28 protein-coding genes, 1 pseudogene and 1 riboswitch are annotated in these 26,541 nt (G+C 33.5%); of the genes and pseudogenes, 14 read left to right on the top strand and 15 right to left on the bottom strand.

All coding sequences use genetic code 11. The features are described from left to right. Nucleotides 1-77 precede the first annotated feature (77 nt). The 8 genes from ACSKY2_RS02090 (at nt 78) to ACSKY2_RS02055 (ending at nt 5,982) form a co-directional block, all read left to right on the top strand. Entirely contained in the window at nt 78-1,496 is a 1,419-nt protein-coding gene (locus ACSKY2_RS02090; protein WP_489877956.1) for a Sapep family Mn(2+)-dependent dipeptidase, read from the top strand. Nucleotides 1,497-1,590: 94 nt separating this feature from the next. Beyond that, nucleotides 1,591-1,688: riboswitch (TPP riboswitch) on the top strand. Between the two features lie 72 nt (nt 1,689-1,760). Further along, the gene (gene thiD / locus ACSKY2_RS02085) at nt 1,761-2,579 is read left to right on the top strand and encodes a bifunctional hydroxymethylpyrimidine kinase/phosphomethylpyrimidine kinase (protein WP_489877955.1); all 819 of its coding nucleotides are present in this window, start codon (nt 1,761-1,763) and stop codon (nt 2,577-2,579) included. Then, the gene (locus tag ACSKY2_RS02080; protein WP_489877954.1) at nt 2,576-3,196 is read left to right on the top strand and encodes a TenA family protein; all 621 of its coding nucleotides are present in this window, start codon (nt 2,576-2,578) and stop codon (nt 3,194-3,196) included. The genes thiD and ACSKY2_RS02080 overlap by 4 nt, the downstream gene beginning before the upstream one ends. Before the next feature lie 53 nt (nt 3,197-3,249). After that, on the top strand, nt 3,250-3,549 hold the full coding sequence (locus ACSKY2_RS02075; RefSeq protein ID WP_489839568.1) for an MTH1187 family thiamine-binding protein: 300 nt from the start codon (nt 3,250-3,252) through the stop codon (nt 3,547-3,549). 283 nt (nt 3,550-3,832) lie between these two features. Further along, nucleotides 3,833-4,591, top strand: a complete 759-nt coding sequence (locus ACSKY2_RS02070; protein WP_489877953.1) for an MFS transporter — start codon at nt 3,833-3,835, stop codon at nt 4,589-4,591. A gap of 19 nt (nt 4,592-4,610) precedes the next feature. Then, a complete protein-coding gene (locus ACSKY2_RS02065; protein ID WP_489877952.1) occupies nt 4,611-4,784 on the top strand; it encodes a hypothetical protein in 174 nt (57 codons plus the stop codon). Further along, complete coding sequence (locus ACSKY2_RS02060) at nt 4,763-4,966, top strand: hypothetical protein (protein WP_489877951.1); 204 nt, start codon at nt 4,763-4,765, stop codon at nt 4,964-4,966. Before ACSKY2_RS02065 ends, ACSKY2_RS02060 begins: the two co-directional genes overlap by 22 nt. A 203-nt stretch (nt 4,967-5,169) precedes the next feature. Further along, nucleotides 5,170-5,982: a TraX family protein gene (locus ACSKY2_RS02055; protein WP_489877950.1), complete on the top strand. Its 813-nt coding sequence runs from the start codon at nt 5,170-5,172 to the stop codon at nt 5,980-5,982. A gap of 62 nt (nt 5,983-6,044) precedes the next feature. Here ACSKY2_RS02055 and ACSKY2_RS02050 read toward each other — a convergent pair whose 3' ends face one another. Next, nucleotides 6,045-7,730, bottom strand: coding sequence for a glycoside hydrolase family 13 protein (locus ACSKY2_RS02050; RefSeq protein ID WP_489877949.1), 1,686 nt, complete (start codon nt 7,728-7,730; stop codon nt 6,045-6,047). A gap of 46 nt (nt 7,731-7,776) precedes the next feature. Further along, the gene (locus ACSKY2_RS02045) at nt 7,777-9,132 is read right to left on the bottom strand and encodes an MFS transporter (protein WP_489877948.1); all 1,356 of its coding nucleotides are present in this window, start codon (nt 9,130-9,132) and stop codon (nt 7,777-7,779) included. A 222-nt stretch (nt 9,133-9,354) separates the two neighbouring features. Between ACSKY2_RS02045 and ACSKY2_RS02040 the strand changes: the two genes are divergently transcribed. Genes ACSKY2_RS02040 through ACSKY2_RS02025 form a run of 4 tightly spaced genes read left to right on the top strand, consistent with a single transcriptional unit; the run spans nt 9,355 to nt 11,431 of the window. Next, complete coding sequence (locus ACSKY2_RS02040) at nt 9,355-10,392, top strand: LacI family DNA-binding transcriptional regulator (protein ID WP_489877947.1); 1,038 nt, start codon at nt 9,355-9,357, stop codon at nt 10,390-10,392. A gap of 53 nt (nt 10,393-10,445) precedes the next feature. Beyond that, the gene (locus ACSKY2_RS02035; RefSeq protein WP_489877946.1) at nt 10,446-10,712 is read left to right on the top strand and encodes a hypothetical protein; all 267 of its coding nucleotides are present in this window, start codon (nt 10,446-10,448) and stop codon (nt 10,710-10,712) included. Between the two features lie 30 nt (nt 10,713-10,742). Then, the gene (locus tag ACSKY2_RS02030) at nt 10,743-10,895 is read left to right on the top strand and encodes a hypothetical protein (protein ID WP_489877945.1); all 153 of its coding nucleotides are present in this window, start codon (nt 10,743-10,745) and stop codon (nt 10,893-10,895) included. Next, nucleotides 10,895-11,431, top strand: a complete 537-nt coding sequence (locus ACSKY2_RS02025) for an MFS transporter (protein ID WP_489877944.1) — start codon at nt 10,895-10,897, stop codon at nt 11,429-11,431. The genes ACSKY2_RS02030 and ACSKY2_RS02025 overlap by 1 nt, the downstream gene beginning before the upstream one ends. A gap of 921 nt (nt 11,432-12,352) precedes the next feature. On the opposite strand, the gene ACSKY2_RS02020 is transcribed toward ACSKY2_RS02025, so the two are convergent. From ACSKY2_RS02020 to ACSKY2_RS01980, 9 genes and pseudogenes are all read right to left on the bottom strand, one after another. Next, on the bottom strand, nt 12,353-12,577 hold the full coding sequence (locus tag ACSKY2_RS02020; RefSeq protein WP_489877943.1) for an ABC transporter permease: 225 nt from the start codon (nt 12,575-12,577) through the stop codon (nt 12,353-12,355). A gap of 5 nt (nt 12,578-12,582) precedes the next feature. Then, nucleotides 12,583-13,522 (bottom strand): annotated as a pseudogene (locus ACSKY2_RS02015) (ATP-binding cassette domain-containing protein). Nucleotides 13,523-13,722: 200 nt separating this feature from the next. Continuing rightward, nucleotides 13,723-15,702: an FtsX-like permease family protein gene (locus tag ACSKY2_RS02010; protein ID WP_489877942.1), complete on the bottom strand. Its 1,980-nt coding sequence runs from the start codon at nt 15,700-15,702 to the stop codon at nt 13,723-13,725. Next, nucleotides 15,692-16,456, bottom strand: a complete 765-nt coding sequence (locus tag ACSKY2_RS02005) for an ABC transporter ATP-binding protein (RefSeq protein WP_489878220.1) — start codon at nt 16,454-16,456, stop codon at nt 15,692-15,694. Before ACSKY2_RS02005 ends, ACSKY2_RS02010 begins: the two co-directional genes overlap by 11 nt. A 109-nt stretch (nt 16,457-16,565) precedes the next feature. Further along, entirely contained in the window at nt 16,566-17,456 is an 891-nt protein-coding gene (locus ACSKY2_RS02000; RefSeq protein WP_489877941.1) for a sensor histidine kinase, read from the bottom strand. Between the two features lie 8 nt (nt 17,457-17,464). Then, entirely contained in the window at nt 17,465-18,136 is a 672-nt protein-coding gene (locus ACSKY2_RS01995; RefSeq protein WP_489877940.1) for a response regulator transcription factor, read from the bottom strand. 661 nt (nt 18,137-18,797) lie between these two features. Next, nucleotides 18,798-19,430: a 3-hexulose-6-phosphate synthase gene (hxlA, locus tag ACSKY2_RS01990; RefSeq protein WP_489877939.1), complete on the bottom strand. Its 633-nt coding sequence runs from the start codon at nt 19,428-19,430 to the stop codon at nt 18,798-18,800. 8 nt (nt 19,431-19,438) lie between these two features. After that, on the bottom strand, nt 19,439-20,002 hold the full coding sequence (gene hxlB / locus ACSKY2_RS01985; protein ID WP_489877938.1) for a 6-phospho-3-hexuloisomerase: 564 nt from the start codon (nt 20,000-20,002) through the stop codon (nt 19,439-19,441). A 9-nt stretch (nt 20,003-20,011) separates the two neighbouring features. Further along, entirely contained in the window at nt 20,012-20,959 is a 948-nt protein-coding gene (locus ACSKY2_RS01980; protein WP_489877937.1) for a class I mannose-6-phosphate isomerase, read from the bottom strand. Nucleotides 20,960-21,103: 144 nt separating this feature from the next. Between ACSKY2_RS01980 and ACSKY2_RS01975 the strand changes: the two genes are divergently transcribed. Beyond that, nucleotides 21,104-21,853, top strand: coding sequence for a DeoR/GlpR family DNA-binding transcription regulator (locus ACSKY2_RS01975; RefSeq protein WP_489877936.1), 750 nt, complete (start codon nt 21,104-21,106; stop codon nt 21,851-21,853). Nucleotides 21,854-22,080: 227 nt separating this feature from the next. On the opposite strand, the gene ACSKY2_RS01970 is transcribed toward ACSKY2_RS01975, so the two are convergent. Both ACSKY2_RS01970 and ACSKY2_RS01965 read right to left on the bottom strand, forming a co-directional pair. Continuing rightward, complete coding sequence (locus ACSKY2_RS01970; RefSeq protein WP_489877935.1) at nt 22,081-22,716, bottom strand: alpha/beta fold hydrolase; 636 nt, start codon at nt 22,714-22,716, stop codon at nt 22,081-22,083. A gap of 61 nt (nt 22,717-22,777) precedes the next feature. Next, the gene (locus ACSKY2_RS01965; RefSeq protein ID WP_489877934.1) at nt 22,778-23,341 is read right to left on the bottom strand and encodes a GNAT family N-acetyltransferase; all 564 of its coding nucleotides are present in this window, start codon (nt 23,339-23,341) and stop codon (nt 22,778-22,780) included. Nucleotides 23,342-23,546: 205 nt separating this feature from the next. On the opposite strand from ACSKY2_RS01965, the gene ACSKY2_RS01960 reads away from it, so the two are divergent. Beyond that, the gene (locus ACSKY2_RS01960; protein WP_489877933.1) at nt 23,547-24,137 is read left to right on the top strand and encodes a histidine phosphatase family protein; all 591 of its coding nucleotides are present in this window, start codon (nt 23,547-23,549) and stop codon (nt 24,135-24,137) included. A gap of 104 nt (nt 24,138-24,241) precedes the next feature. Here ACSKY2_RS01960 and ACSKY2_RS01955 read toward each other — a convergent pair whose 3' ends face one another. Both ACSKY2_RS01955 and ACSKY2_RS01950 read right to left on the bottom strand, forming a co-directional pair. Continuing rightward, the gene (locus tag ACSKY2_RS01955; RefSeq protein ID WP_489877932.1) at nt 24,242-24,676 is read right to left on the bottom strand and encodes a universal stress protein; all 435 of its coding nucleotides are present in this window, start codon (nt 24,674-24,676) and stop codon (nt 24,242-24,244) included. 14 nt (nt 24,677-24,690) lie between these two features. Continuing rightward, complete coding sequence (locus tag ACSKY2_RS01950; protein ID WP_489877931.1) at nt 24,691-26,103, bottom strand: amino acid permease; 1,413 nt, start codon at nt 26,101-26,103, stop codon at nt 24,691-24,693. Nucleotides 26,104-26,541 lie beyond the last annotated feature (438 nt).

The following is a 26,541-nucleotide window of genomic DNA, read 5'->3' as shown; positions in this document are numbered from 1 at the left end:
AAAAATATTGCATATTATTTCATTTATTGTTAATATAATGGCAACATGATGAAGATTTGTTTGGAGGATTGCAATAAATGAACGAAATAGATACGACAATATACCAAGATGCATGGTTAAATGATTTAATTGGCTTATTAAAAATTCCCTCAGTGCGTGACGATACAAACGCTACGATGACTGCACCTTATGGACCGGGTCCAAAAGCAGCTCTTGATTTTATGATGTCGTTAGCACAACGTGATGGCTTTGAAAAAATTGGTACAGTTGGCAATCGTGCTGGCTATATTTATATCGGTCCGGAAAATGACAAGCAACCAATTGGCGTCATTGTACACGTAGATGTTGTCCCCGTTAATGATATTGATCAATGGGAAACAGAACCGTTTGTACCAACCATTAAAGCAGATCATCATATCTATGCACGTGGTGCTGACGATATGAAATCTGCTGTTATGCTAACTTACTATGCAATTAAAGCAATACAAGATGCACATTTACCTTTAAAGCATCAAATTCGTTTTATTATCGGGACTGATGAAGAAAGTGAATGGGCTGATATGCATCAATATTTTGCTGAAGAAGGGCAATTACAATATGGTTTCTCACCTGATGGCTCTGCTCATCTTTCTTATGGTGAGAAAGGTATTAGTCAACTAGATCTATATTTTGATGCAACTAACGATGCAGATGCACCGCTAAAATTATTATCATTTCACAGTGGTTCAGCAACAAATGTTCTACCAGGGTCTGCAACAGCAATACTAACAGGTCTATCAACGACTGAAGTTAAGCCATCATTTCAAAAATACTGCGATAGCCACAAAGTTTCTGGTTCACTAACTGAACATGACAATAACATCATATTAAAGTTACAAGGGATTGCAACACACGCCGCACGACCAGAAACTGGGAAAAATGCTGCGACATACTTAGCTAATTTTCTAAAAGACTACCCATTTAGTGGACAAGCTGCAAAATTTTTAGCATTTATTGGTGAAAAGTTACATCAAGATCCTTATGGTGAACATTCGGGTTATGGTAAAACCGAGCCAAAACTTGGTAAAACAAGTCAAAATATTGGCATAACTGACTTTGTTCGTGGTGAGACAGGTCATATTAATCTAAACTTCCGCTATTCATTAGCTTTTGACGAGCAGCAAACGATTGATCAAATTATCCAAGACGAACCATGGTTAACTAATATTGTTCGTGATCCGGCTGGACTTGTGCCACACTACGTCGATCCAGAGGATAAGTTAGTGACATTATTGGCCAATGCTTATCAATCAGTAACTGGACAATTGCCTGAAGCCGGTGTTAACGGCGGAGCATCATTTGGACGTTTAATGTCTAATGGTGTTGGCTTTGGTGTTTTACCAACTAATGAACCATCAACGGCTCATGCTGCAAATGAATCTTTTGATTTAGACTTATATGAGAATGGACTGAATATTTTAATCACCGAAATTTTAGCACTAGCCAATAACTTATAAAACAAACTATTTTGCCATTAGCCATCTAAAGTTTAAAGCATAATGAAAGCGTTGACTTGTCCTATGTTAAGTGCAATAATCATGTTGTAATTAAATAATTTACTAGGGGAGCTTTATGCTGAGATGTTTTTAAAACAGACCCTTTGAACCTGTTTAGTTAAGACTAACGAAGGAAAGTAATGGTAAACTTGCATTTTCAAGCACAAATAACCAGGATTTCCTGATTATTTGTGCTTTTTAGTTACCACATATTTGGGAGGAATCATGATAGAAGTACCACAGGTCATTACAATTGCGACAACAGATGCCAGTGGAGGGGCAGGCATTAATGCTGATTTAAAAACATTCCATAATCAACAAGTTTATGCTGCAACAATTGTTGTTGGTTTAACTGCGCAAAATACGTATGGCGTTCAAGGGCAGTATACAATTCCATCAACGTTTATTTTAGAAGAATTTAAAAGCATTGCGGATGACTTAGATATTAAAGCCGCTAAAACGGGCGCTTTACTAGATGCTAATCGTGTCCATGCAGTTGCTCAAGGTTGGCAAAAAAACAATTTTGGTAAATTAGTTGTTGATCCAGTTATGGTTGCAAAAGGGGGCGCACATTTATTGAGTGATGAAGCCATTGACACTTTAAAAGCTGAATTAATACCCCTTGCATTCCTAATTACGCCTAACTTACCGGAAGCAGAAGTCCTAGTCAAAAAAACTTTAGTCACTGATAATGATGTCATAGAAGCGGCAATTAAATTACAAAAAATGGGTGCACAAAATGTCTTGATTAAGGGCGGTCATCGCCCAAATTCACAAAATGAATATGTCGATTATATACTATATGCTGATGGTACGTCAGAATGGTTAACAATGCCAGGAATTAAAACAAATCGAACTCATGGAACCGGAGACACACTGTCTGCCTTTATTACTGCCAACTTAGCTAAAGGGTACGCATTAAAGGATATTATGCCAAAAGCAAAGCAATTTACTTATGAAGCCATTCGCCAGACAATCAATGTTGGTCATGGACATGGTCCCTTAAATCATTGGGTAGATGTTCAAATGGAGGAAAAGAAATGATTTTTCATAATTATTTATTGGAACAATCAAGTGATATTCGAAAAAATATTTATCAAACATCATTTGTACAGGGAATCGCTTCAGATAATTTGCCACAAACTCAAAGAGATTATTATGTTGCCCAAGATACCTATTACACAAATTATTTTGGACAATTATTTGATTTAGCAACAAAAAAACTAACCGTATCACAACAGGCGGCTCAACCACAGTCATCGGATGAAGAATTAGCTCATGAAGCCTTGTTAGCTAGTCCAGCAAGTTTGGATATTCTACCTGATGTACATAACTTAGCATATCTCGATCATATGGAACAAGCCATTAAACGTGGTGATGCAACAAATGCAATGTTGGCGCTATTACCTTGTACAGAGTCTTATCATTTGATTGGTCAACAATTCATCAACACGACAAAAAATAATACGTATTTACCTTGGTTATCTTATTATACTAGTCCTGACTATACTGCATTCACGCACTGGAGTTGGCAAGTTATTGACCAACAAGTCCCAAATTGGCAGACGTTATCAACAAAACAACAACAAACCTATTTAGAGACGTATTTAACATCTTATCAATATGAATTATCTTTTTGGGAACAGGCAGCGAAACATTAATCATTATTGAATGATATACTATAAGTGTCTATAAATAAGAGGAGGACAAATAAATGAACACATTAATTTCAGTTGCAATTGCACCATTTGGTGTAGGAGATGAGTTAAGTAGTTACGTTAACGACATTATTGGGGTCATTGAAGAATCTGGTCTAACATACAAAACAACAGCCATGGGAACCGAAATTGAGGGGGAGTGGTCTGACGTTATGGGAACAGTGCAAAAAGCAATTCAAACACTAACAGATCAGGGAATCCGTGCCTATGTTTCATTGAATGCAGATATTCGTCCTGGACACACAAACACGATTGAAACAAAGTTACAGAAGTTAAGTCATAAACTAGAAGGTTAATTTATTTAAACTTGAGAGTCACTAATCTGAAATAGTTAGATTAGTGACTTTTTTGAAATATTATCAAAAATTCAAATCGCGTTAATGCACTTTTTGTATTGTATATGAAATTATAAATCAACGTGAAATCATTTTTTAAAATTGTTTTTATAGACAAATCCCGCAAATAGGACTATATTTATTTTTGCAAGCGTTTTCAAAACCGTTTGCAATGTACTGCTCTTGTGCAATTAGGTGTGGGAACTTTTACGCATGGAGTATTTTTAATACACCCATTTTGAAGATGTTTCATCAATTAGTCATTGATCCATCCACTGGTAAAACAGCATCTGTACAGCCTCATTTGGGATCTATTTCATTGATTTTTTCAATTGGCGCTTTAGCCTTATCATTATCAACAATCTTTGTTGGTAGTTTAGTTAAAAAGTTTGGTGTGCGTGAAGTGACGATAACTACTGGCATTTTATTTGGTGTTTCGGTCTTTATTGCTTCACGTGTTCATTCATCTAACCAATTATGGTTATATTATATTTCAGCAGGTGTTATGCTTGGGGCAGCTGATGGTATCGCTTATATGGTAACTCTTTCAAATGCCATTAAGTGGTTTCCTGAAAAAACTGGGTTAATTTCCGGTATTTCTGTTGCTTTTTATGGTTTAGGTTCATTTGTTTTTAAATATATTGATTCCGCTATTTTAGGTAATAATATTGTTCATAATCTTCCATATGCTTTAATGGGTTGGGGATTTTTATCAATGATCCTTATTGTCGGCGGTGCGATGTTTATCCATGATGCCCCTGAAGTAAAAGAGGCTACTACTGTGGATGATGGTATGCATCATGAATTTACAACAAGTGAAATGTTACGTCAGCCTCAAGCTTACTTGTTATTTATTGCATTATTAACGATTTCATTGTCAGTCTATCTAACTGGGATTGCATCCAACTTAGGGACTAATTTAGCTGGATTGGACATTGCCCAAGCAACGAACGTCGTTGCTTTAGTTGCTATTGCTAATGCACTTAATTGGCTCATTATCTGATAAATTTGGACGTAAACCTATGTTTATCTTATCTTACACGGTAACCTTTATTGCCGTTGCAATATTAGCATTTAGTTCTCATCTAAGTGTACCTGTATTCTATACCGCAATGATGGCGGTAGGCTTCTTCTTCGGTGGTACGATTACAGTATACCCAACAATGGTGGGCGGGTGGGCGACTACTTTGGTCTAAAGAATCATAGCCAGAATTATTCATTGATTTATCAAGGATTTGGGTTTGGAAGTTTAGCAGGAGCCATTATCTTGTCATTAGCTGGTGGTAATCTATCGGTTGTCTTCAATATTTATATGGTAATGTTGATTGTCTCATTACTTATTTGGATTTTCATTAAGAAACCAGTTTATCACAAATAAAATATTATTGTCGGCAGGTTAGTTCAAACGAACTAACCTTTTTTATATTGTCAGAAACCCGTTGTGACTAATAATTTTATGCACGTAAAATTTTCAGTTATCATTTTGGCCAAAAAATAGTAGCTTTTTTTATATTATTTTGTGTATAATATCATTTGTAGAAAAATGATTTTACGATAAATGAAACAGGAGACGTTAATTGGATGACTACTCAAATTCAAAAAAATAAATTTTTACAATTAACCACTTTTGATATTAAGGTAATTGGTTTAGTATTAATGGTTATTGACCATTTTCATCAAACTTTTGCTCCACTAGGTGCACCTAATTGGTTGGACTGGTTTGGGCGTCCTGTTGCCACACTGTTCTTTTTTACGGCTGTTGTTGGTTTCGCACATACCCACAGTAAAAAGAGCTATATGCTACGTTTATACATCAGTATGGTCGTCATGGCTCTTTTAATGAACTTGACCCAACAAATCGTTGGCTTTGAACAAGTGCAATTAATTAATAACATTTTCCGTGATCTGTTTATTGGAACCATCTTTATGGCTGGTATTGATCAATTTGAGAAAGTGCGTGAAGGGCAGGCAGGTAAGCATATTACTTTAGGTGTTCTGTTATTTCTATTACCTTTCTTGTTATCAATCATCGTCATGCCAGTGCTATCTTCGGGAGGAGCAATTGGCTCTGGGCAAAAAATATTTATGCAGATCCTATTAGCAATCGACCCAGCAATTTTGCTTGCCGAAAACAATATTATGGTTTTGCTAATACCAGTATTATATATTTTCCGTAATATACGTTGGGCACAAATTTTAAGTATTGCTGTTGTTGCATGTATCTACGGTATTTTTGGTTCAACACAATGGATGATGATTTTTGCCATTATTCCAATTGCTTTATACAGTGGTGCTAAAGGACGGGGTATGAAGTATTTCTTCTACATCTTCTACCCAGCCCATATCATTATTTTGTACTTACTTGCTGCTTGGATGTATATGCCAATGAAGTAAAATAGAAAAAAAGGACCACATCAATTATGAATTGGTGTTGGTCCTTTTACTTATAAAAATTATTATTTCGTATAACGATAAACTTTTGCTTCAAATGGGCGTAATGTTGTTCCACGATCGTCCGTATAATTACTAATTAATACTTCCGCATTAGCCGGCACATCATAGTCACGTGATTGTTCTGACTCAGTAAAGTTATTAATGACTAACAATTCTTCATCATCACCAATCCGCTTATACGAGTACACTTCAGCATCTTTTGGATCCAACAACTGATAATGACCAGTTGTAATGATAGGTAACTCATGACGTAATTTAATTAACTCTTGATAGTAATAAAATACCGAATCTTTATCAGCTAGTGCTTCTTCAACATTAATCTTATCAAAATTGTCATTCATCTTTAACCATGGTGTCCCATCAGTAAAACCAGCATTTTTACCAGCAGTCCACTGCATAGGAGTACGTGCGTTATCACGTCCCTTATAATGCACGTAACGCAACATTGTATCATCATCAATTAAATGATCTTTATTAACCAAATACTCACGCGCATTCAAAATCTCAATGTCATTGAAATCATCCCAACCTAAATTATACGCATTCGTCATACCAATTTCTTCACCCTGATAAATATAAGGTGTTCCTTGCATGAAGTGAAGAAGGGTACCAACCATTTTGGCAGATACAACACGGTATTCTGGTTTATCACTACCGTAACGACTGACTGCACGTGGTTGATCATGGTTATTCCAATATAGTGAATTCCATGCTTTACCATCAAGTTCATATTGCCACTTGCTTAAGTTTTCTTTCAACTTTGGTAGAGAGACGCGTTGATCATACCACTTACCCAAAGCAGCATCAGGATTACCATCTAATTCAACATGTTCAAATTGGAATACCATGTTTAATTCTTTGCCATCATTTGATGCATATTCTTTAGCATTCTCAATATCAACACCAGATGCTTCACCAACAGTCATCATGTCAGCATTATTCAAGACCTTATCACGCATTTCTTGTAAGTATTCGTGAACACGAGGGCCATTAGCAACTGCACGATTTGAATTACCATAGATATCACCATCGGGCACCTTACCATCAGGTAAACCATCTGGCTTAGAAATCAATGAAATAACATCCATTCGGAATCCATCAATTCCCTTATCAACCCACCAGTTCATCATGTCCCAGATGGCATTGCGCATCTTAGGATTTTCCCAGTTAAGATCAGGTTGTCCTTCAGCAAAAAGGTGTAGGTAATACTGACCCGTTTTTTCATCATATTTCCAAGCTGGACCAGAGAAGAATGAACCCCAATTATTTGGCTCATGACCATCAACAGGATCTCTCCAAATATAGAAATCACGCTTATCATTATCTTTTGATGAGCGACTTTCAATAAACCATTTATGTTGATCAGAAGAATGATTAACAACCAAATCCATCACAATCTTTAAACCACGATCATGTGCGGCTGCTAATAAATGATCAAATTCTGCCATATCACCAAACTCTGGATTAATACTCTGATAATCAGAAATATCATAGCCATTGTCCTTATTAGGAGAATTGTAAACAGGATTCAACCAAATCACATCTGCGCCTAATTTCTTAACATAGTCCAAATGTTGCTCAATACCTTTCAAATCTCCAATACCATCGTTATCTGAATCTTGGAATGAACGAGGGTAGATTTGGTAAACAACTGCTTTTTGCCACCATTTAATATCTTCTTGTGTCATAATAACCTCCGATTGTTATGTAAATTAATAAAGTATTTTGTCTAATCTAAATTTCGTCGCGAACCATCCAAATTGCAAAACCAGCAATAAAGAAAGCAATTGCGGCAATGATAAACATGTGAGCCATCGAGCCACCCAAAGCAGGTAGAATTAGGAAACTAATTGAAGATGCCACAATTTGCGGAATACAAATAAAGCAGTTAAACAATCCTAATACAATACCATCATGCTTACCATCCAAGGCGTTAGTCAAAATTGTAAATGGAATTGTAATTAATGCAATCCAAGCTACTCCAAATAGAGCAAACGCAATGATAGATGATAGCTTTGTCGTACCAAAAGCAATCATTAAGAAACCAATACCACCAAGGATCATGCTGACAGTATAGGCTGGGCGACGAGTTTTCTTAGTTAAGCGTGCAAAGAAGAGACCAACGATAATGGAAACGACTGAATACACTGCTTGAACAATTCCAAACCAATTTCCAGCTTCTTGATAACCAGCTGTCGATGGATCAGTGACATGCCAAATATTTTCTGCTAAAGCACCAGTAGAATAAGTCCACATGTATGGAATAGCAAACCAAACAAAGAATTCTACAATACCAAGTAGCCAAAATACCTTTGGTACACTTCTTAACACATTCATAATAGAAGCTTTTTCTGCTTGTTCTTCTTTAGAAATATTGTGATATTTTGCCATTTCCTCTGGCGTATATTCTTTAACGTTCAAAATGGTAAATAATGCTGATAATGCTAAAATAATTGCTGATGCATAGAATGAGATTTTAACAGACATAGGTACTTCACCACGAGGTGCCGTATTTGCAACGCCTGCAGCTGTCAAGATGAATGGAAAAACAAAGGCCACTAGGCTTCCTAAGCTACCCCAAACATTTTGCATTGACCATAATGAATTTGATTGTTTTTCATTAGCCATATCAGGAATAATCATCTTGAATGGTTGTTGCGAAACGTTTGATGCCAAATCCATAAATAGGACGGTTACTGCACCAAACCATAACGCAGCGGCTGAACCAAATCCAAAGCCTAATGAACCAGCGTTAGGTAATAGTAACATAACGATAAATGACACTACCGAACCACCAATTAGATATGGCATCCGTCGGCCAAGTTTTGGTATCCATGTTTTATCAGAGAAAAAACCGACTAATGGTTGCATAATCATTCCTGCCAAAGGCGGTAGAACGAAGAAGAACCCTAAATTATTTGGATCTGCACCAATTGTTTGAAAGATACGACCCATACTTCCAGTCTGCATTGAAAAGGCAATCTGAGTTCCAAAGTAGCCAAATGTCATCATAAACATTTGAACTTTTGTCAAATCAGGTAACCGATGTTTAACCGGTGTTGTTGTGACACCGTCTGTTTGATTATCCATTAGAAAATCTCCTTGTATATAAATAAAAACTAAAACCCTCTAAACGTTGTACAAACGTTTACGCAATATATTGTAAGCGTTTCCATTTTGTGTGTCAAGTAATATTTATAAAAGCAGTCAAATTTAGCTACAGTTTACATATCCAAATAAACGAAATAATTTATATAATGTTACAAGAAAGTCAGTGTATAATAATACCAACTGAAGGAATAGGAGTCACTCATGAAAGTCACCTTAAAAGATGTTGCAACAGCGGCTAATTTGTCTGTTGCGTCAGTTTCACGTATCCTGACAAATAGAGGTCGGTACAGTGAAGTAACAGCAGCAAGAGTCAGAAAATTAGCACAAGAAATGGGTTATTATAAAAATCAAAACGCAGCAGATCTATCTAGCAAAAAAAGCCGAGCAGTTGGTGTTGTTGTACCATTAATACACACGAACTTTGCTGATGTGGTTATCAAAGGTTTATATGAAGAAACCATTTCTTCGGGTTATGAGCTATTAGTTAGTTACCTTGATGAGGATGAAGATCATCAATATCAAGTTTTTAAAACATTACTATCAAGGCAGGTAGGGGCGGTATTTCTATTATCACTGGATATTCCGTCATGGATGATTAAAAAATTATTGGAAGAGCAGATTATGGTTATTTCGTTAACTACCATATTGGACGACAAAGTCTCAGCTGTTACTTCAAATGAATTTCAAATGATGGATACATTAGTTTCGTACCTCATTGAAAAGGGACATCATAATATTGCTTTAATTGGTGACACAAAATTAACAACTAATATTTCAAGTGTACGTCGATCTAATTTTATTAAATCTATGAAGCAGCATCATTTAACAACTGATAATATCTTTTTTTATGGTAATGATCATTCATATGAAACAGGTTATAATAGCGTGACAAAGGGATTCAATATTAATAATTTACCTTTCACAGCAGCAATTGGCACTGCTGATATGATTGGTCCAGGAATCACAAACGCTATGTTGGATAATGGTAAAAAAGTACCCGAAGATCTATCAATAGTTACTATAGATGGACTAGAACAAACCAAAATTAATCGCCCAAAGTTAACCACTATTCAACAAAATTTCCAGGAAATTGGTCGTGTTGCCATGAAATTTTTCTTAGATTCCGATAAGCCGGCTAATAACTCAAATAAATCAGCCAATATAGAACAATCACAAATCATATATGTACCAACAAAATTAATTGAACGTGACAGTGTCAGATCATTATCAGACCACTAAATAATTAAAAATAAATATTCATTTTTAATTATTTGGCATGTGAGGGGGGATTTATGTACGCTGGTTTACTAACTTTGATTTATATTGCTTTTATTAGCTTGGGATTACCGGATTCCTTAATTGGCTCAGCTTGGCCATTGATGCATAATTATTTAAACGTACCCACGTCTTATGCCGGAATTATTACAATGACAATTGCAGTGGGAACAATTATTTCCAGTTTATCCACCGGTTTGATTACCGTAATCAGCGTATTGTTAACTGCAGTTGCTTTACTTGGCTTTTCTTCTACAAATTCATTCTTAACAATCTGTCTCTAGGCTGTACCATATGGTTTAGGAGAGGGAGCAGTGGATGCAGCGTTAAATAATTACGTTGCCGTTCACTATGCCACCCGTCACATGAATTGGTTACACGCATTTGGGGGAATTGGAGCTTCAATTAGCCCTTATATTATGGGGTTCACACTAACAAATCAAAACAATTGGCATTTAGGTTTTTAATGTTCATTTTATTAATCAGCGTACCACGTTGGCAAACTAATATCGTATCAAATGATGATCAAACTGCGATCATCGATGAACTGGCAAGCTTAGCTGATTCTGACCAAATACCTATTTGGAAGACAGCTGGCGTTATGCCAGCATTAATCACTTTTTTTGCTTACGCGACTATAGAACAAACCAGTGGCTTATGGGCGAGTTCATTTTTTGTGAATAGTCGTGGTGCCAGCCTCGACATAGCGGCAACTTTAGCTTCATTATTTTATATTGGTATTACACTTGGGCGATTGATAAGTGGCGTTATTTCTAATAAATTATCCGATCAAAAATTGATAAAATTGGGTTGTTATTTGCCTTTATTCGGTATAATTATACTTTTCATACCAAATAAATATTGTGCTTTTTTAAGTTTGGTATTAATTGGCTTTGGTTGTGCACCAATTTTTCCATCATTAAAATACATGCCACGCCAACAAACTTTGGTCGCAGCAAATCGCAAAGTATTATGGGTTTTCAAATGGCCATCAGTTACTTAGGGACAACATTAATGCCGCCATTATTTGGGTTAATATGTATCAATGTCAATTTTACCTATATATTTGTTAATTGCAGTCATTGTCATGCTAGTAATGATCATACGAATACCTTTTAAAAACGAAATACATTAAAAATGGGTAGTCAAGCAGTAAAAGGAGGGGGCATAACTTGCTTAGCATTTTGATGTCTTATTATTGATGTTAATATTTTTATTTATATTAGTTTACATAATATATATTATCGAAAGTTAAATAAGAAAAGGCACTGTCAAGTATTTGACGAAGTGATGATTTATTTTACATCTTTTCTATGTACTGTACCGTTATCACACCAGTTTTACTGGCATTTTTTTACATTTTTCTAACAAAAGTCGTTTTGCAACATTTTTTGAGCCTTTATTTGTACTTTTTCTCTTTAATGAGTTAATGAGCTTTTTAATCCATTTTTAAACACAATAATCAGGTGGTATTTAAACCTACCTAATAAGATTAATTAATCCTTATTGCTGTTTTAGCCACGTTCTAGCTAGCAGCCACATTGGACTCGTACGTTGTTCTCGTTGTCTTAGTTGTCTTAAATGTTTAGTTGCATGTTTAAACAAATATTCTGGTGATTTCTGTTGTTTATTAGCTGATGTGTTAACGTCTTACTATTGATTTCATTAAAACCACCTGATCCACGCGCCCCCCAAGCGCTGTTGACCAATAATATCACTAAAACGCGTGCCTTTGGGAAAATATTATTTGGCACGCACGTATGTACGGCACATTCTACGTTAGATTTTCGTAATAACTATCGGTGACTTCTTTATCTACGGCTTTGTTGTGCATAAACGCAGTGTTTTTAACTCACTCAACTGCATGTTCAGCAATGTTTATGCTAAATCATCACCCGTTTCATTATAAGCCAACTTCATCTAGTTAATCTCCTTTCAAAATTTGGTTATCACGTTCTTCAAAAATTAGCGTTGCCAAAACCAGACTACTAAAAATGAAAATAAACATTCTAAGCTTTTCAAATGACCTACCTGTGTGACTTGCCAAAATTGATAATAATACTGGAAAAATAAACGCTGCTACAAGCGTAAACATCACGATATGATTACGCTTTAACTTTGCCATTTCACTCATAACTAAACTAATCATTTTTGTCACCCCCTAGTGAGTGATTCAAAATAACTTTCTAGATTACCATTCTGTCTATAAGCCGCCCGTACATCAATGCCATATTGCACTAACAATGCAATTATTTTTTCTGGGTGGGTGACCTTTGCGTTAATTTTCAACACATCTTTTTCAATTAAAATGTTTTGCAGTGAAAATTTACGTTTTATCAAATCAACTGCTTTTGTTGCATCTGATAATTCAAGAATGAATGTTTCACTGTTTTTATTCATTAATTGATTCAAGAGCAATTGATTCAAGAGCGACTCAACTAATAATTTGCCATCGGAAATAATACCAATATCGTCTGCAATAAGTTGTATTTCAGACAATATATGACTTGAATTAAGATAGTTATCTGTTCATCATGGCTCAGATGCAATAATAAATTTCGAATTTCGATTATCCCATCTGGATCTAATCCATTTGTCGGTTCATCGAAAATTAACAGTTCTGGTTTATTCAATAAGGCGTTAGCAATCGCTAATCATTGCTTCATACCTAACGAGTACTCTGAAAACAATTTTTTGTCTTTATATGGCAATGACAATTGTTTTAAGACCTCAGCTATTGTTCGTTCAGAAGTTCCTCGGAGTCGTGCAAATATTCGCAAATTTTCCGTACCAGTTAGATTTGGATAAAATCCTGGTGATTCAATGGTGTTACCAATTTTAGAATAAACGTTTATGGCTTCTTTTTTGAAACTGCCTGCATATTCTGTGAAAAAAAGTTCACTGAGCCGGCACTGACCTTTACTAAACCTAAAATAATTTTCATTGTTGTACTTTTACCAGCACCATTTTTTCCCAATAATCCGTAAATTCTACCCTTCCTTAAGTGAATATTTAAATTGTCCACACTGGTTTGTTCACCATAGCTTTTAGTTAAATTTTTAGTTTCTAATATAAAATTTTCATTTTCTGACACAATACTACCCCCACCCAAAACTGATTTATGTCATTTTCTTAATTTAAGCGTAAAACAAAGCATGATAAAATACCACTTACAAAAGTGTAAGGCCATCTAAAAAACGCTATCGCTCTTGTTGTCAGAATGATAGCGTTAAATTAGTATCTAAGTTAGCAATCTTTGTTAGCAATCTTTAATTGAAATTTATCATTAACTAATTACTTCACTAAATGATAGTATTTTGAAGATGTCATCCAATAAATAATCAAATACAATATAGTGAACATTATCCCAACGATGAAGTAACTGACGAAATAAAGATGCATATTTGTAATGCCAACCATTCCCATCAGTTGACTCATTATATTTGTTGCAAATAATACATGAATCAACCCAACAACTAGTGGCAAACCGAACAGCCAAATAATTTGTGAGTGAATTGTTCTTCTAATTAATTGATCAGGTATTCCTACTTGTTGCATAATTTGATAATTATTCCTGTCCGAATAGCCTTCACTAATTTGTTTGAAATATATCATCAATACGGTAATGATAAATAATACTAAACTAACCAACATGCCTATGAACAACAAACCACCATATAAATGGTACTCTTCCTGTTGTACAGAATATTTTGTTGTAATAATTTGACTATGATTTATTTGAAATTCTTTTATTTCATGATTAGTTACCTTTTGCCCATTAGCTAAGTCAAAATATAAATTACTATCTAACGGCTTTTTAACCATTTTATTTGATTCTTGATCATAGACTTGATATTGATTTTGTGCTTTTAACAAAGCTTGTTTATTTGGCACAATAATACTAATAACTTCAATACCATAATTTCCCGTCAATGATGATGTATTGACCTGTTTCACTTGATATCGTTTATCAGCAAATTTTATGTGTTGATAATCAGACACATCAATAAGATTTGAGCCAATCATTACAGTTTTATCATTTAATTTGTAATGTTTATTTACAAGTTTATTAAAGTCAGTAACTGTTTGTACTAGTATATAAATAGGTCTACCATTATCCGTCGTTGGACTTTTCTTCAAATTAATAATTTCATGATTTTTAGTTAGTGAGGCAGGTACATTTAATTGCGTCAACAAAAAACTATGCGTAACTTTTTTAGTCTGTTTAATTTGCTTTAACCCTGTGTTCAAACTTTGCACAGTTTGTCGATGGCTCTCGTTATCAAGTTTACTGGGTGCTAATTCGTATTGGCGTGGCATGACACTATTAATTTGTGATTGCATACCAAAATATAAAGTAACCGTTGCACTTAATGTCAATATAATGCCAGAACATAATATTGCAATTGTTGCCAAACTAACCGCATTTGACTTCATACGATACAGCATACCCGAAATGTTCAAAAAATGATGAGCCTTGTAATAATAACCATCCCTTTTCTTCAACATTTTTAATAAGGCAATTGATCCAGTAGTAAATAAGCAATAAGTTCCTATAACCACTAACAAAATAGCGATGAAAATTTTAATAATTGATTGTATAACACCTTCTGATGTTACAGCAATATAGTAGCCTAATATCAGAGTAATGATACCCAACAATGTCATCACTGGCCGAATTTTAGGTTCACGTTCCCCAGACTTTGCTAATGATAATAATTCAGTTGGTTGATATTTAACTAGCCTATAGTTATCTAAAAGAAAAATCATGATGAAAATTACTAATAAAATACCAGATGTTCCAACGGCTGTAGCAAGGTCAAATGAATAATTCATAAAGGTTGCCCCAGTATCATGCATCATTCTATTAAGAATAATAAATAAAAACTTTCCTAGGCAAAATCCAAAAGAAATACTGATTAAACTAGTAACTAGCCAACAAGAGAAATATTCAATAAAAAACATATATCTAATATGTTTATTTTCTAGTCCCAAGATAGTATATAAGCCAAATTCCTGCCGTCGAACTTTACTTACGAACCGACTACCATATAATGCAATGATAATATTCAGTATAGTAATAAAAAATAATGTCATGCTTAACAAATTTAATAAATAATCACCATTGTTTCGTACATAATCATTTTTTATTAATGATAGTAAAATATATTCTAACGAAAACAGAAAACCAACTGCCAAAATATACGGCACATAAATATTTTTCCAATTTAAAATACTTTTAAAAGATAAGCGACTTAGAATGCTATATTTCATCATTATCCTCCAGTCTACTCATCATTGATAAGCTTGATGCAATTTTATCTTGAAAATCTAAATCATTATTCGTTCCTTTATAAATCTCATGAAAAACAATACCATCTTTTATAAAAAGTACCCTGCTTGCTGCTGCGGCAGCCTGAGCAGAATGTGTCACCATTAAAATGGTATGACGCATTTCATTTAATTTTTTAAACAACTTCAAAATTTGATTAGATGATTTTGAATCAAGTGCACCAGTTGGCTCGTCAGCTAATAGTATTTTAGGTTGATTTATCAATGCACGAGCTATTGCCACTCTTTGTTTTTGACCACCAGAAATTTCATATGGATATTTCTCTAATATTGTTTGAATATTCAACGTACTAGCCAAGTTATTAACGCGACTTATCATATCTTTAGGTTTTTGATTTGATAAAACTTGTGGTAATAAAATATTATCTTTGTTGCTAAACGTATTTAAAACATTAAAATCTTGAAAAACGAAACCAAGTTCATCACGTCGAAACTTAGCTAAGTCTTTTGATTTTATTTTTGTTAAATCACGACCATCTAGGTTAATTTGTCCTTCACTAGGAATGTCAAAAGTCGCAATCATATTTAATAATGTTGTTTTACCCGACCCAGATTCTCCCATAATCGCAACAAATTCACCTTTGTCTACACCAAAGGTCACTTTATGAAGTGCCTCCACACGAACACCTTTGTTCTGATAAATTTTTTTAACATTTTTAATATCCAGTAGCATTATTCTCACTTCCCTTTCAAGTTTATGGATTAAGCATACTGAATTTGCTAGCACATTGCCTTTATCTAAGCTTACAAAATTTAATTTATATGTCAGTATTGTAAGTTATAACTTAATGTAAAGTCAGTTTAAAACATGTTCCCTTTCCCCTAACAGATTTAACGACAATAGGCTGCGATAAACGTTCGGAAATTTTTTTAACTAGAAATAAACCAATACCACTTGATTGTTCATTAAGTTGCCCATTAAGTCCCATATATCCTTTGTCAAAAATCCTTGGCAAATCTGATGCTTCTATGCCAATACCTGAGTCTTTAATTATCAGTTGATTGCTTGGTTCTTGATATGTTATCCAAATATCCTTGTTATGAGCATACTTAATCGCATTTGTTAATAATTGTTCAATCATCAATGACGTTAAGTTTGCTTCAGTTAGTACTATTGCTGTTGATTTTTGATAATGTAAAGTAATATGATAATGTATAAATTCAAGACGATATTTCCTCAACAACGGTTGTATCAATTGATCAATTGAAATATGATCAAATAACATATCTGTATCAGGATTAGTGATTTTCAAATAATTTAAAACCATATTGGTATAATGATCAATTTTTAATATTTCTTCTTGTAAATGTATGGTCATTTTATCTTTATGCATTTGCGATAATAATAATTCACTTGCTGTCACTGGAGATTTAATTTGGTGTACCCACATCAAAAAATAATCTTCTTGATTCTGTGATTGTTGCATTGTTGATTTCTTTAAATCTTCAAGTTGTTCTTGTAAAAGAGTAATTTGTTGGTTTAGGTTATCCGTATGTACTGTATGAAAAGATAAATATGCCAAAGCAACAATGTATATTAAAAGAACAAATAAAAAACCTGCACGAAAAATGGACCAATCTAAATTGAATAAATAGAATAATAAAGCGAATATCCCCAAAGGTATTCCAAGCAAACAGGTCACAATACTAGCCGATTTCAAAAAATTTTTCCCCATACGATACCTCATATTAAACAATAACCTAAATTCTTTTTTGTTTTTATCAAATTTTCCAACCCAATTGTTTTTAATTTTTTCCGTATCCGAGTAACATTGACAGTTAGTGTATTATCATCAATAAACTGATTATTTTGCCAACAAAAATCTAGAATATCATTACGTGCAGCATAATTACCTTTTTTGTCAAAGAGATATGTCATAATCTGTAGTTCCGTATGGGTTAAACTAATAGATTTTTGTTGGTATGTTATCATAGCCTTACCAACATTTAAGGAAACATCCCTATAATCCTTGATTGTTTTCATAGGTGTATCAAATTCGTAGGTTCTTCTTAATAAGGCTTGAATTTTTGAAATGGTTAACTGCAAATCAATAGGTTTACTAATAAAATCATCGCCACCCATCTGTATAGCCATCAATTTATTAAATTTTTCGTTAATTGAAGAAATAAAAATAATTGGCACCTCTGACCATTCCCGTATTTTTTCACACCAATAATAGCCATTATTACCAGGTAGCTTAATGTCTAATAAAACTAATTGTGGGTTAGTTTGCTGTAGAAATAAAACAATATTTGAAAAATCATCTGGTAGCACAACTTCATAATTTTGAGCCATTAACTCTTTTTTTATTATGTGAGCAATCACTAAATCATCCTCAATAATTGCTATTTTCATTTTTATTTCTCCTTTATTTCGTTAATAAAATGGTGGCAAACAAATAGATAATATTTTTTTAAATTTAAATTTCAAATTAAATGATGTAATTTGGAATATTTTCAAAACTAATCAACATGATAACAATCAGCTAAATTATAACATTTCCTAACATTTTTTATTCACATTTGGACTAATTAAACCGAACAATTGATTAGTTGGTATAGAAAAATTAGTGGTTTGGAACGCTCGCCTTTTCTGACAGAAGATCTAATTTGGCTTTATCAGCATCATCTGATCCATTGTAATGCCGCAATAGCCTTTATAAAACTACCTAAATCAACAAATAACCTCCTCGCTACCAACACGAGACATAGGTTACTTCAATGATGACTAGTTTAAAAATATATTTTAACACTGCCTAACTCGTCAAAGAGATAGGCTCTCTTACTACGTGTGGTTGAAAAGAAACTCCAAAATAATATTATTAAAGATATTGCATTATAAACAGATATTTATGACTAATCCTCCTTTCATTAGATTTTGATGACCATCCAGCATATTCATAGGCATCCCCCCCTTCTTTCTAATGAAAAACTTTAACTTGTTCTATTATCATCACATAAAAAGTGCTCCAAGCATTGATGTTATCATGTTTGGAGCACTTTTTTATATTGATTGACTAGTTGCTATTGATTTGCTTCGCAATAGCTTTGGCCTCATTTAACGGAGAATGAGCATCAAGAATACCACTTCCGATAATTACAATATCTGGTTTAAATGACAAGTATTGAATAACTGTTTGTTTGTTAATACCACCTGCAACGGCTATTTGAACACTTTTGGCATATTTCTTTAATTCATTTAAATCTTCTATCGGTGTTCTGCCAGCTTGTTGCTGGTCTGCACCCGTATGGACAGCAATAACATCAACCCCTAAAGTTTCAAGTTCAGGCACTCTTTCTTCAAAATTTTTAACACAAATCATGTCTGCCACTACTTTTTTCCCACGCTTATGTGCTTCATTAACACAACCACTAATTGTTAAGTTATCTGTAATTCCTAACACAGTTATATAATCAGCACCTACATCAAATGCTAGTTTAGATTCATAACCACCCGCATCCATTATTTTTGCGTCACAAAGCACTTCTAACATTGGAAATTTATTTTTAATTTGCTTAACAGCTTCTCTACCCGCATCTATCAAAAACGGCGTGCCAATTTCAATGATATCAATATACGGCACTAATTCATCTAAAATAATTAATGCCTGTTTTAAAGACAATTTATCTATCGCTAGTTGTAATTTCATTATCTCACCTATTCTAAATTTGCATGATTATCAAAGGACTTTTCTAAATTAATATTTTTATATTTTGCCAACGCCACAATTAGAGAATCAGCTAATAGAAAAACTGTTTCCTCAAATAAACTTCCTCCTGGTAATATTCCTTTTTTATTAGTTTGACTTGAAATTAATTTGTCTGTATATGCTGGTATTGTCACTACATTCGTAGCAATTTTGGATATACTAGAATCCTTACTAGTAGTAAAAATAGTTGATAGCCCATGTAATTTATCAACTTTATCAATAATCATCAATAAGGATTTGGTTTCACCTGAAGCACTAGCAACTATGAGAAGATCACCTAATTTAAAAGACGGTGTTGTAACATCACCAACAACAAACACCTCAAATCCTAGGTGCATTAACCTCATAGCAAAAGCTTTCATCACCAATAATGATCTACCCGCTCCCACTAAAAAAATTCTATTAGCGGATTTAATTTGTTCTATTAATATATCCAAATTCTTTTGATCGATCTGTGAAATACAATTGGTTAACTCTTCTGCCGCCTGTATTGCAACTTTAATTGATTTCATAGTATGCTTTTAACCTCGTAAATTTTTATAACTAGCAAAAAACATATCCATCTGACCATTTAAATTAAGTTCACCAAAATCATCTGGGATAAGAACGGTTTCTCCTTTAGTAACAGTGACACCATTGATATCACCATGGCCTTCGACAATCGTGACAAATGCAAATCTAGGAGAAGTATAAAGACCATGCGCTTGTGTTTTAACACGACTAAGCGTATATAATCCTGGTTCGTCCCAGTAATTAGTAACTTCACAACCATCATTATAGGAAGGTGCATACCACTCGAATCCTTGAGACTTATCTGGTACTAGTACATTATCTTGCACTTTATCAATGTGCAATTCTCGTTCTTTACCTGTATTTTTATCCTTACGATTATAATCAAAAAGACGATAAGTTAAGTCAGCGTTTCTAGATATGTTATAAGTTAGGACGTCCCTACCTATTGCATGCAACGTTCCTGCTGGAATATCAATAAAATGATCTTTTTTTACTGGTAAATATTTTAATAACTTTCCCCATTCTTTTTTCTCAGTCCACTCCCTGAATTCTTCTTTAGTACGAGCATGATGGCCAAATTCAATTTTCCCATCTTCTGGTGCATCTAGAATAACCCAAGCTTCCGGTTTTCCACGAGAGCCATCATGAGCCATTGCATATTCATCATCCGGATGCAATTGTACAGATAAGTCAGATAATGGGTCTAATAAATTAACCCTAATTGGTAGTTCTTTTGTATCACATTTAAACCAATCCGGCTTTAAATTATACAATTGTGACAAGGTCATATCTGTACCTGACACTTTACAATCTGCTGCACCTGGCAAAGCAACGACGTTATATGCCTCACCAACTGGATAAACATCTGTTTTATAATTGTATCGTTTTAACATTCTATCACCACCCCAAATCCGTGGTTCAAAGTAAGGTTCAATTTTTATAATTTGTTTTTCCATAATAAGCCAACCTCTTTCGTTTGTTTTATGCTACAAAACAAATTATACACTGCTTTTTTGTTTTATCAACAAAAACAAATCATATTAATTTGTTTCATTCCTAAAAGCCAAAATTTGTGTTAAAATTTATCAAAGAGGTTTCTAATGAAAAAAAGTAGCAATGATAGAAGAAACAGTATTCTCCAAGAAGTTATATTACATAATAAAATTTCTATAAATGAATTAGCTGATAAATATAATGTGACAACTGAAACTATTCGAAAAGATGTTTCGAATCTAGAAGAAAAAAAACTTCTTACCAAAAGTTATGGATTCGTTACTGCCAAAACACCTTTTGTCGAAAATGAATTCACCAAAAAAGAACAACAAAAAATAAAAGAAAAGAATATCATCGCTGAACACGCATTAGCAATGATTAAACCTAATTCCTCAATATTTTTGGAGGCTAGTACAACTGTGCTACAGTTAGCTAAATTATTAGTTATGCAATCCGGCTTAACGATTTTTACCAATTCATTACAAATTAATGAAGTCCTTTCTAATTCTGATAACCAGATTTTTTTAACGGGTGGGCAATATCGACAAAAAAGTAATTCATATGTTGGTCCTTGGGTTGAAAGCTTTATTTCGCAATTAAACATTGACTATGCTTTTATTGGTTGTGACGGTTTTTCGAAAACTGGTCCCACAATTCATGCCTATCAAGAACTGAGTGTTAAAAAATTGCTCAAAAAAGCTAGTCAACAAACCGTTTTATTATGTGACACTTCAAAACTAAACAACACAGGTTTATATACATTTTGTCAATTTTCGAATTTAGATTTAATTATCATGGATAGAAAATTGCAAGATGAAGAATCACTTATTTTCCCAAATGATCTTTTAATTCAATAATTAAACCCTTAATTTAACAGAGATTCTACAATTTTTGTACTGATAGCTAATCTTACAGATTAGTTATCAGTAATTTTTTGTGTAAGTTACTCATAAACAAATAAAAAAAAAACTAGCTCGAAGCTAGTTTGTCTCATAAAATCTTGTTAAAGAAGTGTTCAACCATAAATAAAGTTACTAAAATCTTACTAGGAATTAAAGTCAAGTGAATTTTAAGATCTAAACGTTTATTTATCCCAATATTTCTTATGATACTCATTAATTAATCCTGCAAAAGCAATTGGTTCGTCTTCATTTAAAATATGTTGTCCTGGAATAATATGTAATTCAGCACCAGAAATCAAAGTTGCTAATTCTTCTGCTGCTTTTAAATTAGCTTTATCTTTAGAGCCACAAATAACATACGTTGGCAGATTTATATAGGACATCTCTGTTCTTAAATGTAATTTCTTAAGCGATCGACATAGTGCAATGGTTTGTTTTTTGGTGATTCCTAAATTGCTAAAGTTTTTATTGGGCATGAATTGAAACATTAAATTTTGTAAATTAATTAACAGTTTATTTGGACTTTCAAATTGGGCGCCAGAAACAATGATACCTTGTAAAAATTTATTTTTCATCGTCGCTTGTGACAAAGCTAAAATACCACCCAATGAGAGTCCACATAAAATATACGGTTCATTAACCAATGCTAGTCTCTTTGTTAAACATTCATTAAGTAACGAAAAAAATAAACGTGTTTTTTCATGGACATCTGCAAATAAATCCACTGATATAGATTGTATATGCGAATCCAAATTTTTTATAACTTTAGTCCAGGAATTTTTATCTTGTCCTAAACCGTGTAAGAATACTATTTTCAAAATTCTCCCCCTTACCTTATTAGACTGTTATTCTCAAATTATTGACATAAACGTTAATTCATTATTGTTGTAAATGTACTTTAGCTTGCCACTCATCTCTTAACAATGTCCAAATATAACCATCATGATAGCCATCTGCTAATAATTCATTTGCTCGAATAGTGCCGTCCAAATGAAAACCAGCCTTTTTTGCAACGTTATTGCTTTGTTGGTTATCTATGGCCGTAAGAATTTCAATTTTATTGACTTGATAATCATTAAAACCTAACTCACACATACCAATAACAGCACGATGCATAATACCATGTCCATTAAAATTAGTCCCTAACCAATAACCAATTTCCGTACTATTATTTAGATCATGAAACCTGTTAAGACTAATTGCACCTACAGGTTGTTCTCGAAACATGATAATCGTCGTAACTGAAGTCCTTTTACCAAACTTTTCTAAATCTCTTACTAAAGCCTTCTCTTCATCAGCGATATTTTGTATCTCATTGACCCATGACAACCAAGTGCCTAGTTCATTACGGCTGGCATCAATCAATTTAAATATAGATTCAGCATCTACTTTAGGTCTTGGTATGGCTAAAGAAATTTCGTTATCAATTTTATATTCAAACATTGGTTATCCTCCATAAATTTATAGATATCGTTGCATATCTTGTTGTACTTGTTTTGTATTCGTCTGACATTTTATCAAATGACCAATAAATCTTATTTAATAATTCTTTTATATAAAGTGAATAACTACTATTTTACATTCATCTTAACCTACGATATATTAAAGTCAAATGAAAAAGACTAGTATGACAGAAAGGTAATTTAAAATGAAAGAACTTTATTTAATGCGTCATGGTCAAACGTTATTCAATCAATTACATCGAATTCAAGGTGCAAGTGATTCGCCTTTAACAGAACAAGGCATTAACGACGCCAAAGAAGTTGGTCATTATTTTAAGGAAACCAATCTAACATTTGATCATGCCTATGCTTCGACGCAAGAACGCGCCTCTGATACACTCGAAAATATTGTTTCACAACCGTATACCAGAGTTAAAGGATTAAAAGAATGGGATTTTGGCGTTTTTGAAGGACAAAGTGAACAACTAAATCCTCAAACCGATTCAGAACGCCATTCATATGGTAACTTTTTCGTGCAATTTGGTGGTGAATCAGATTTACAAGTTCAAGAACGAATGAATCGCACATTAACAAAAATTATGGAAAAATCTGACCATAATCGTGTACTAGCAGTTAGTCATGGTGGTGCTTGTTTTATGTTTCTTCAAAAATGGCTACCATATAAAGAAATAGAACAACGAGTTACTAATTTCCATAATTGTTGCATTCTTAAATTCACCTATTCATCAGACGTAGGTTTTACATTTGTTAAAACAATAAACGTCAAAGAATTGTAAAATACAAAATCGTCAAGACAAAGATGTTTAGCTTTATCTTGACGATTTTTTCATTTCTGACAAATTATAATGATAGAAAAGGACGACAGAACTGCCTATCATCTTTACTTTACAACTAGAACATCACAACCCGCATGTCCCACAATATAACTAGTATGTGATCCCTGCAACATTTTTTCGACTGCATTAGCACCAGTACTACCAACCACAATCAAATCAGTTTCTAATTCCTCTGGTAGTGTCTTCGCTAAACTTGTTTTGACATTGCCGATAATGGCATCAGCATAGACATCAACCTCTTCATCTTTATTAGCTGCTTTATCTAAATACTTGATAACTTTTTTGTGAGCTTGTTTTGCTAAATCTTGATAAAAATCTTCGCTAACACCAAATGATGAATCCATACCACGATCTCGATTAATTACCCAAGCAACATGTAAATCTGCCCCTAAATTTTTGGCTAAAGAAAAGGCAACCTCAAAGGCACGATTAGCTTGCTCAGAACCATCTACACCAACTAAGATATGTTTATAGGTCATAACGATACTCCTTTTTAAAATTTTAGATCAGCATGACGCTTACCATAACTAAAGTATACAATCATTCCAAGGGCTAACCAAACCAAGAAACGTACCCATGTTTCCCAATTCAAACCAGCAATCAATACAATACAGAACACAATCGCAATCAATGGTGTTACTGGTACCCAAGGTGCTTTAAAGCCACGATGCAAATCAGGCTTTGTACGACGCATGATCATGACACCAGCTGATACCAAAATAAATGCTGTCAAAGTTCCGATATTAACCAATTCTGATAGAATATTTAAGTTAATAAAGCCACTTGCTAAAGCAGTGATAATACCAAAGAACCATGTTCCCTTAAATGGCGTTTGATGCTTTTCATCAACATGACCAAAGAATTCTGGAAATAAACCATCACGAGACATTGAATAACTAATACGTGATTGTCCGTACAATTGGACTAAAATAACAGTTGTCATACCAAGAATGGCACCTAAACTAACAATGATTGATAACCAGGTTTGCCCTGTTTTTGCTAAAACAGCTAAAATTGGTGCATTCAAATATTTTTCAAAGACACTATATTTCACAACACCCGTCATAATCAAAGTCATGATAATGTAAAGGACTGTAGAAATTAACAAAGAATATAAAATTCCTCTGGGAAGTGTTTTACTAGGATTAATTGTTTCCTCAGCACTTGATGAAACGGCATCAAAACCAATAAAAGAAAAGAAAACGATAGAAGCAGCGGGAATAATTCCAGTTGCAACACCATTTGTACGAGAATACATCCCAAATGGACTAAATGGATGCCAATTGCCAGGCTTAATGAACCAAATCGTACAAACAATAAACAAAATGATAACAGCTAACTTAATAATAACCATCGTATCATTGACACGCTTAGTTTGTGTAATACCAATTGAAATAACCCAAGTAATAATTAAAACAATGACAAAGGCAGGTAAATTAAAATATGTGGTCACACCGGGTGTCGTACCCGCAGCAGCTGTTAAGGCTGTCGGTATATGTATCCCTATATTATCAAGTAAATTAACAAAATAACCTGACCAACCAACAGAAACTGTTGCTGCACCTAAGGCGTACTCAAGAATTAAATCCCACCCCATAATAAAAGCAATAATTTCACCAAATGCAATATATGAATACGTGTAAGCTGAACCGGCAACTGGTGCCATTGATGCGAATTCGGCATAACATAATCCAGCAAAACCACAACAGATAGCGGCGATCAAGAATGAAACAGACAAGGCTGGTCCAGCAGTAAGCGCCCCTTTACCTGTCAAAACAAAAATACCTGTTCCGATGATTGCTCCAATTCCTAAGAAAGTTAAATCCCAAGTACGTAACGTTCTCTTTAACGGGGAAGCATTCATAGTTAGCTCGTTAATGTCTTTTTTTCGAAATAATGATGACATATTCTTTCTCCTTTTCTCATTTGATTTTAATGAGTTTATCACTGCCAAAATGATTTGTAAAATAAAAATGTGAAATTTATACAATAAAATCGAGTTAATGTTCGTTATTTACGATTTATTTTAAAGCGCTTACTATTTAAAATAAAAATTAATATGTATATTTAATATATATAATAAATTATTATTAGATTAATAATATATATAATCGTTTTTATTATACCTTTTTTTGTCATTAATTTTATTATTGGATAATTAATCAACGATTTAGAAAAAATATTTTCGATAAAAATTAATTAATGATGAGAATTTAATTAGCTATTATCCATCAATATGTTAGAAAACCTAACGAATTTTATTAAACTTAACATCCTCCTATTTTATAATGAAATAACACATGTTTCTTTAACTATTATTTGTAAAAAAAAGAAGGGCGCCAGA

This window comes from Weissella sp. ESL1156, from assembly GCF_058505625.1.
This window is presented reverse-complemented; position numbering and strand designations above follow the sequence as displayed.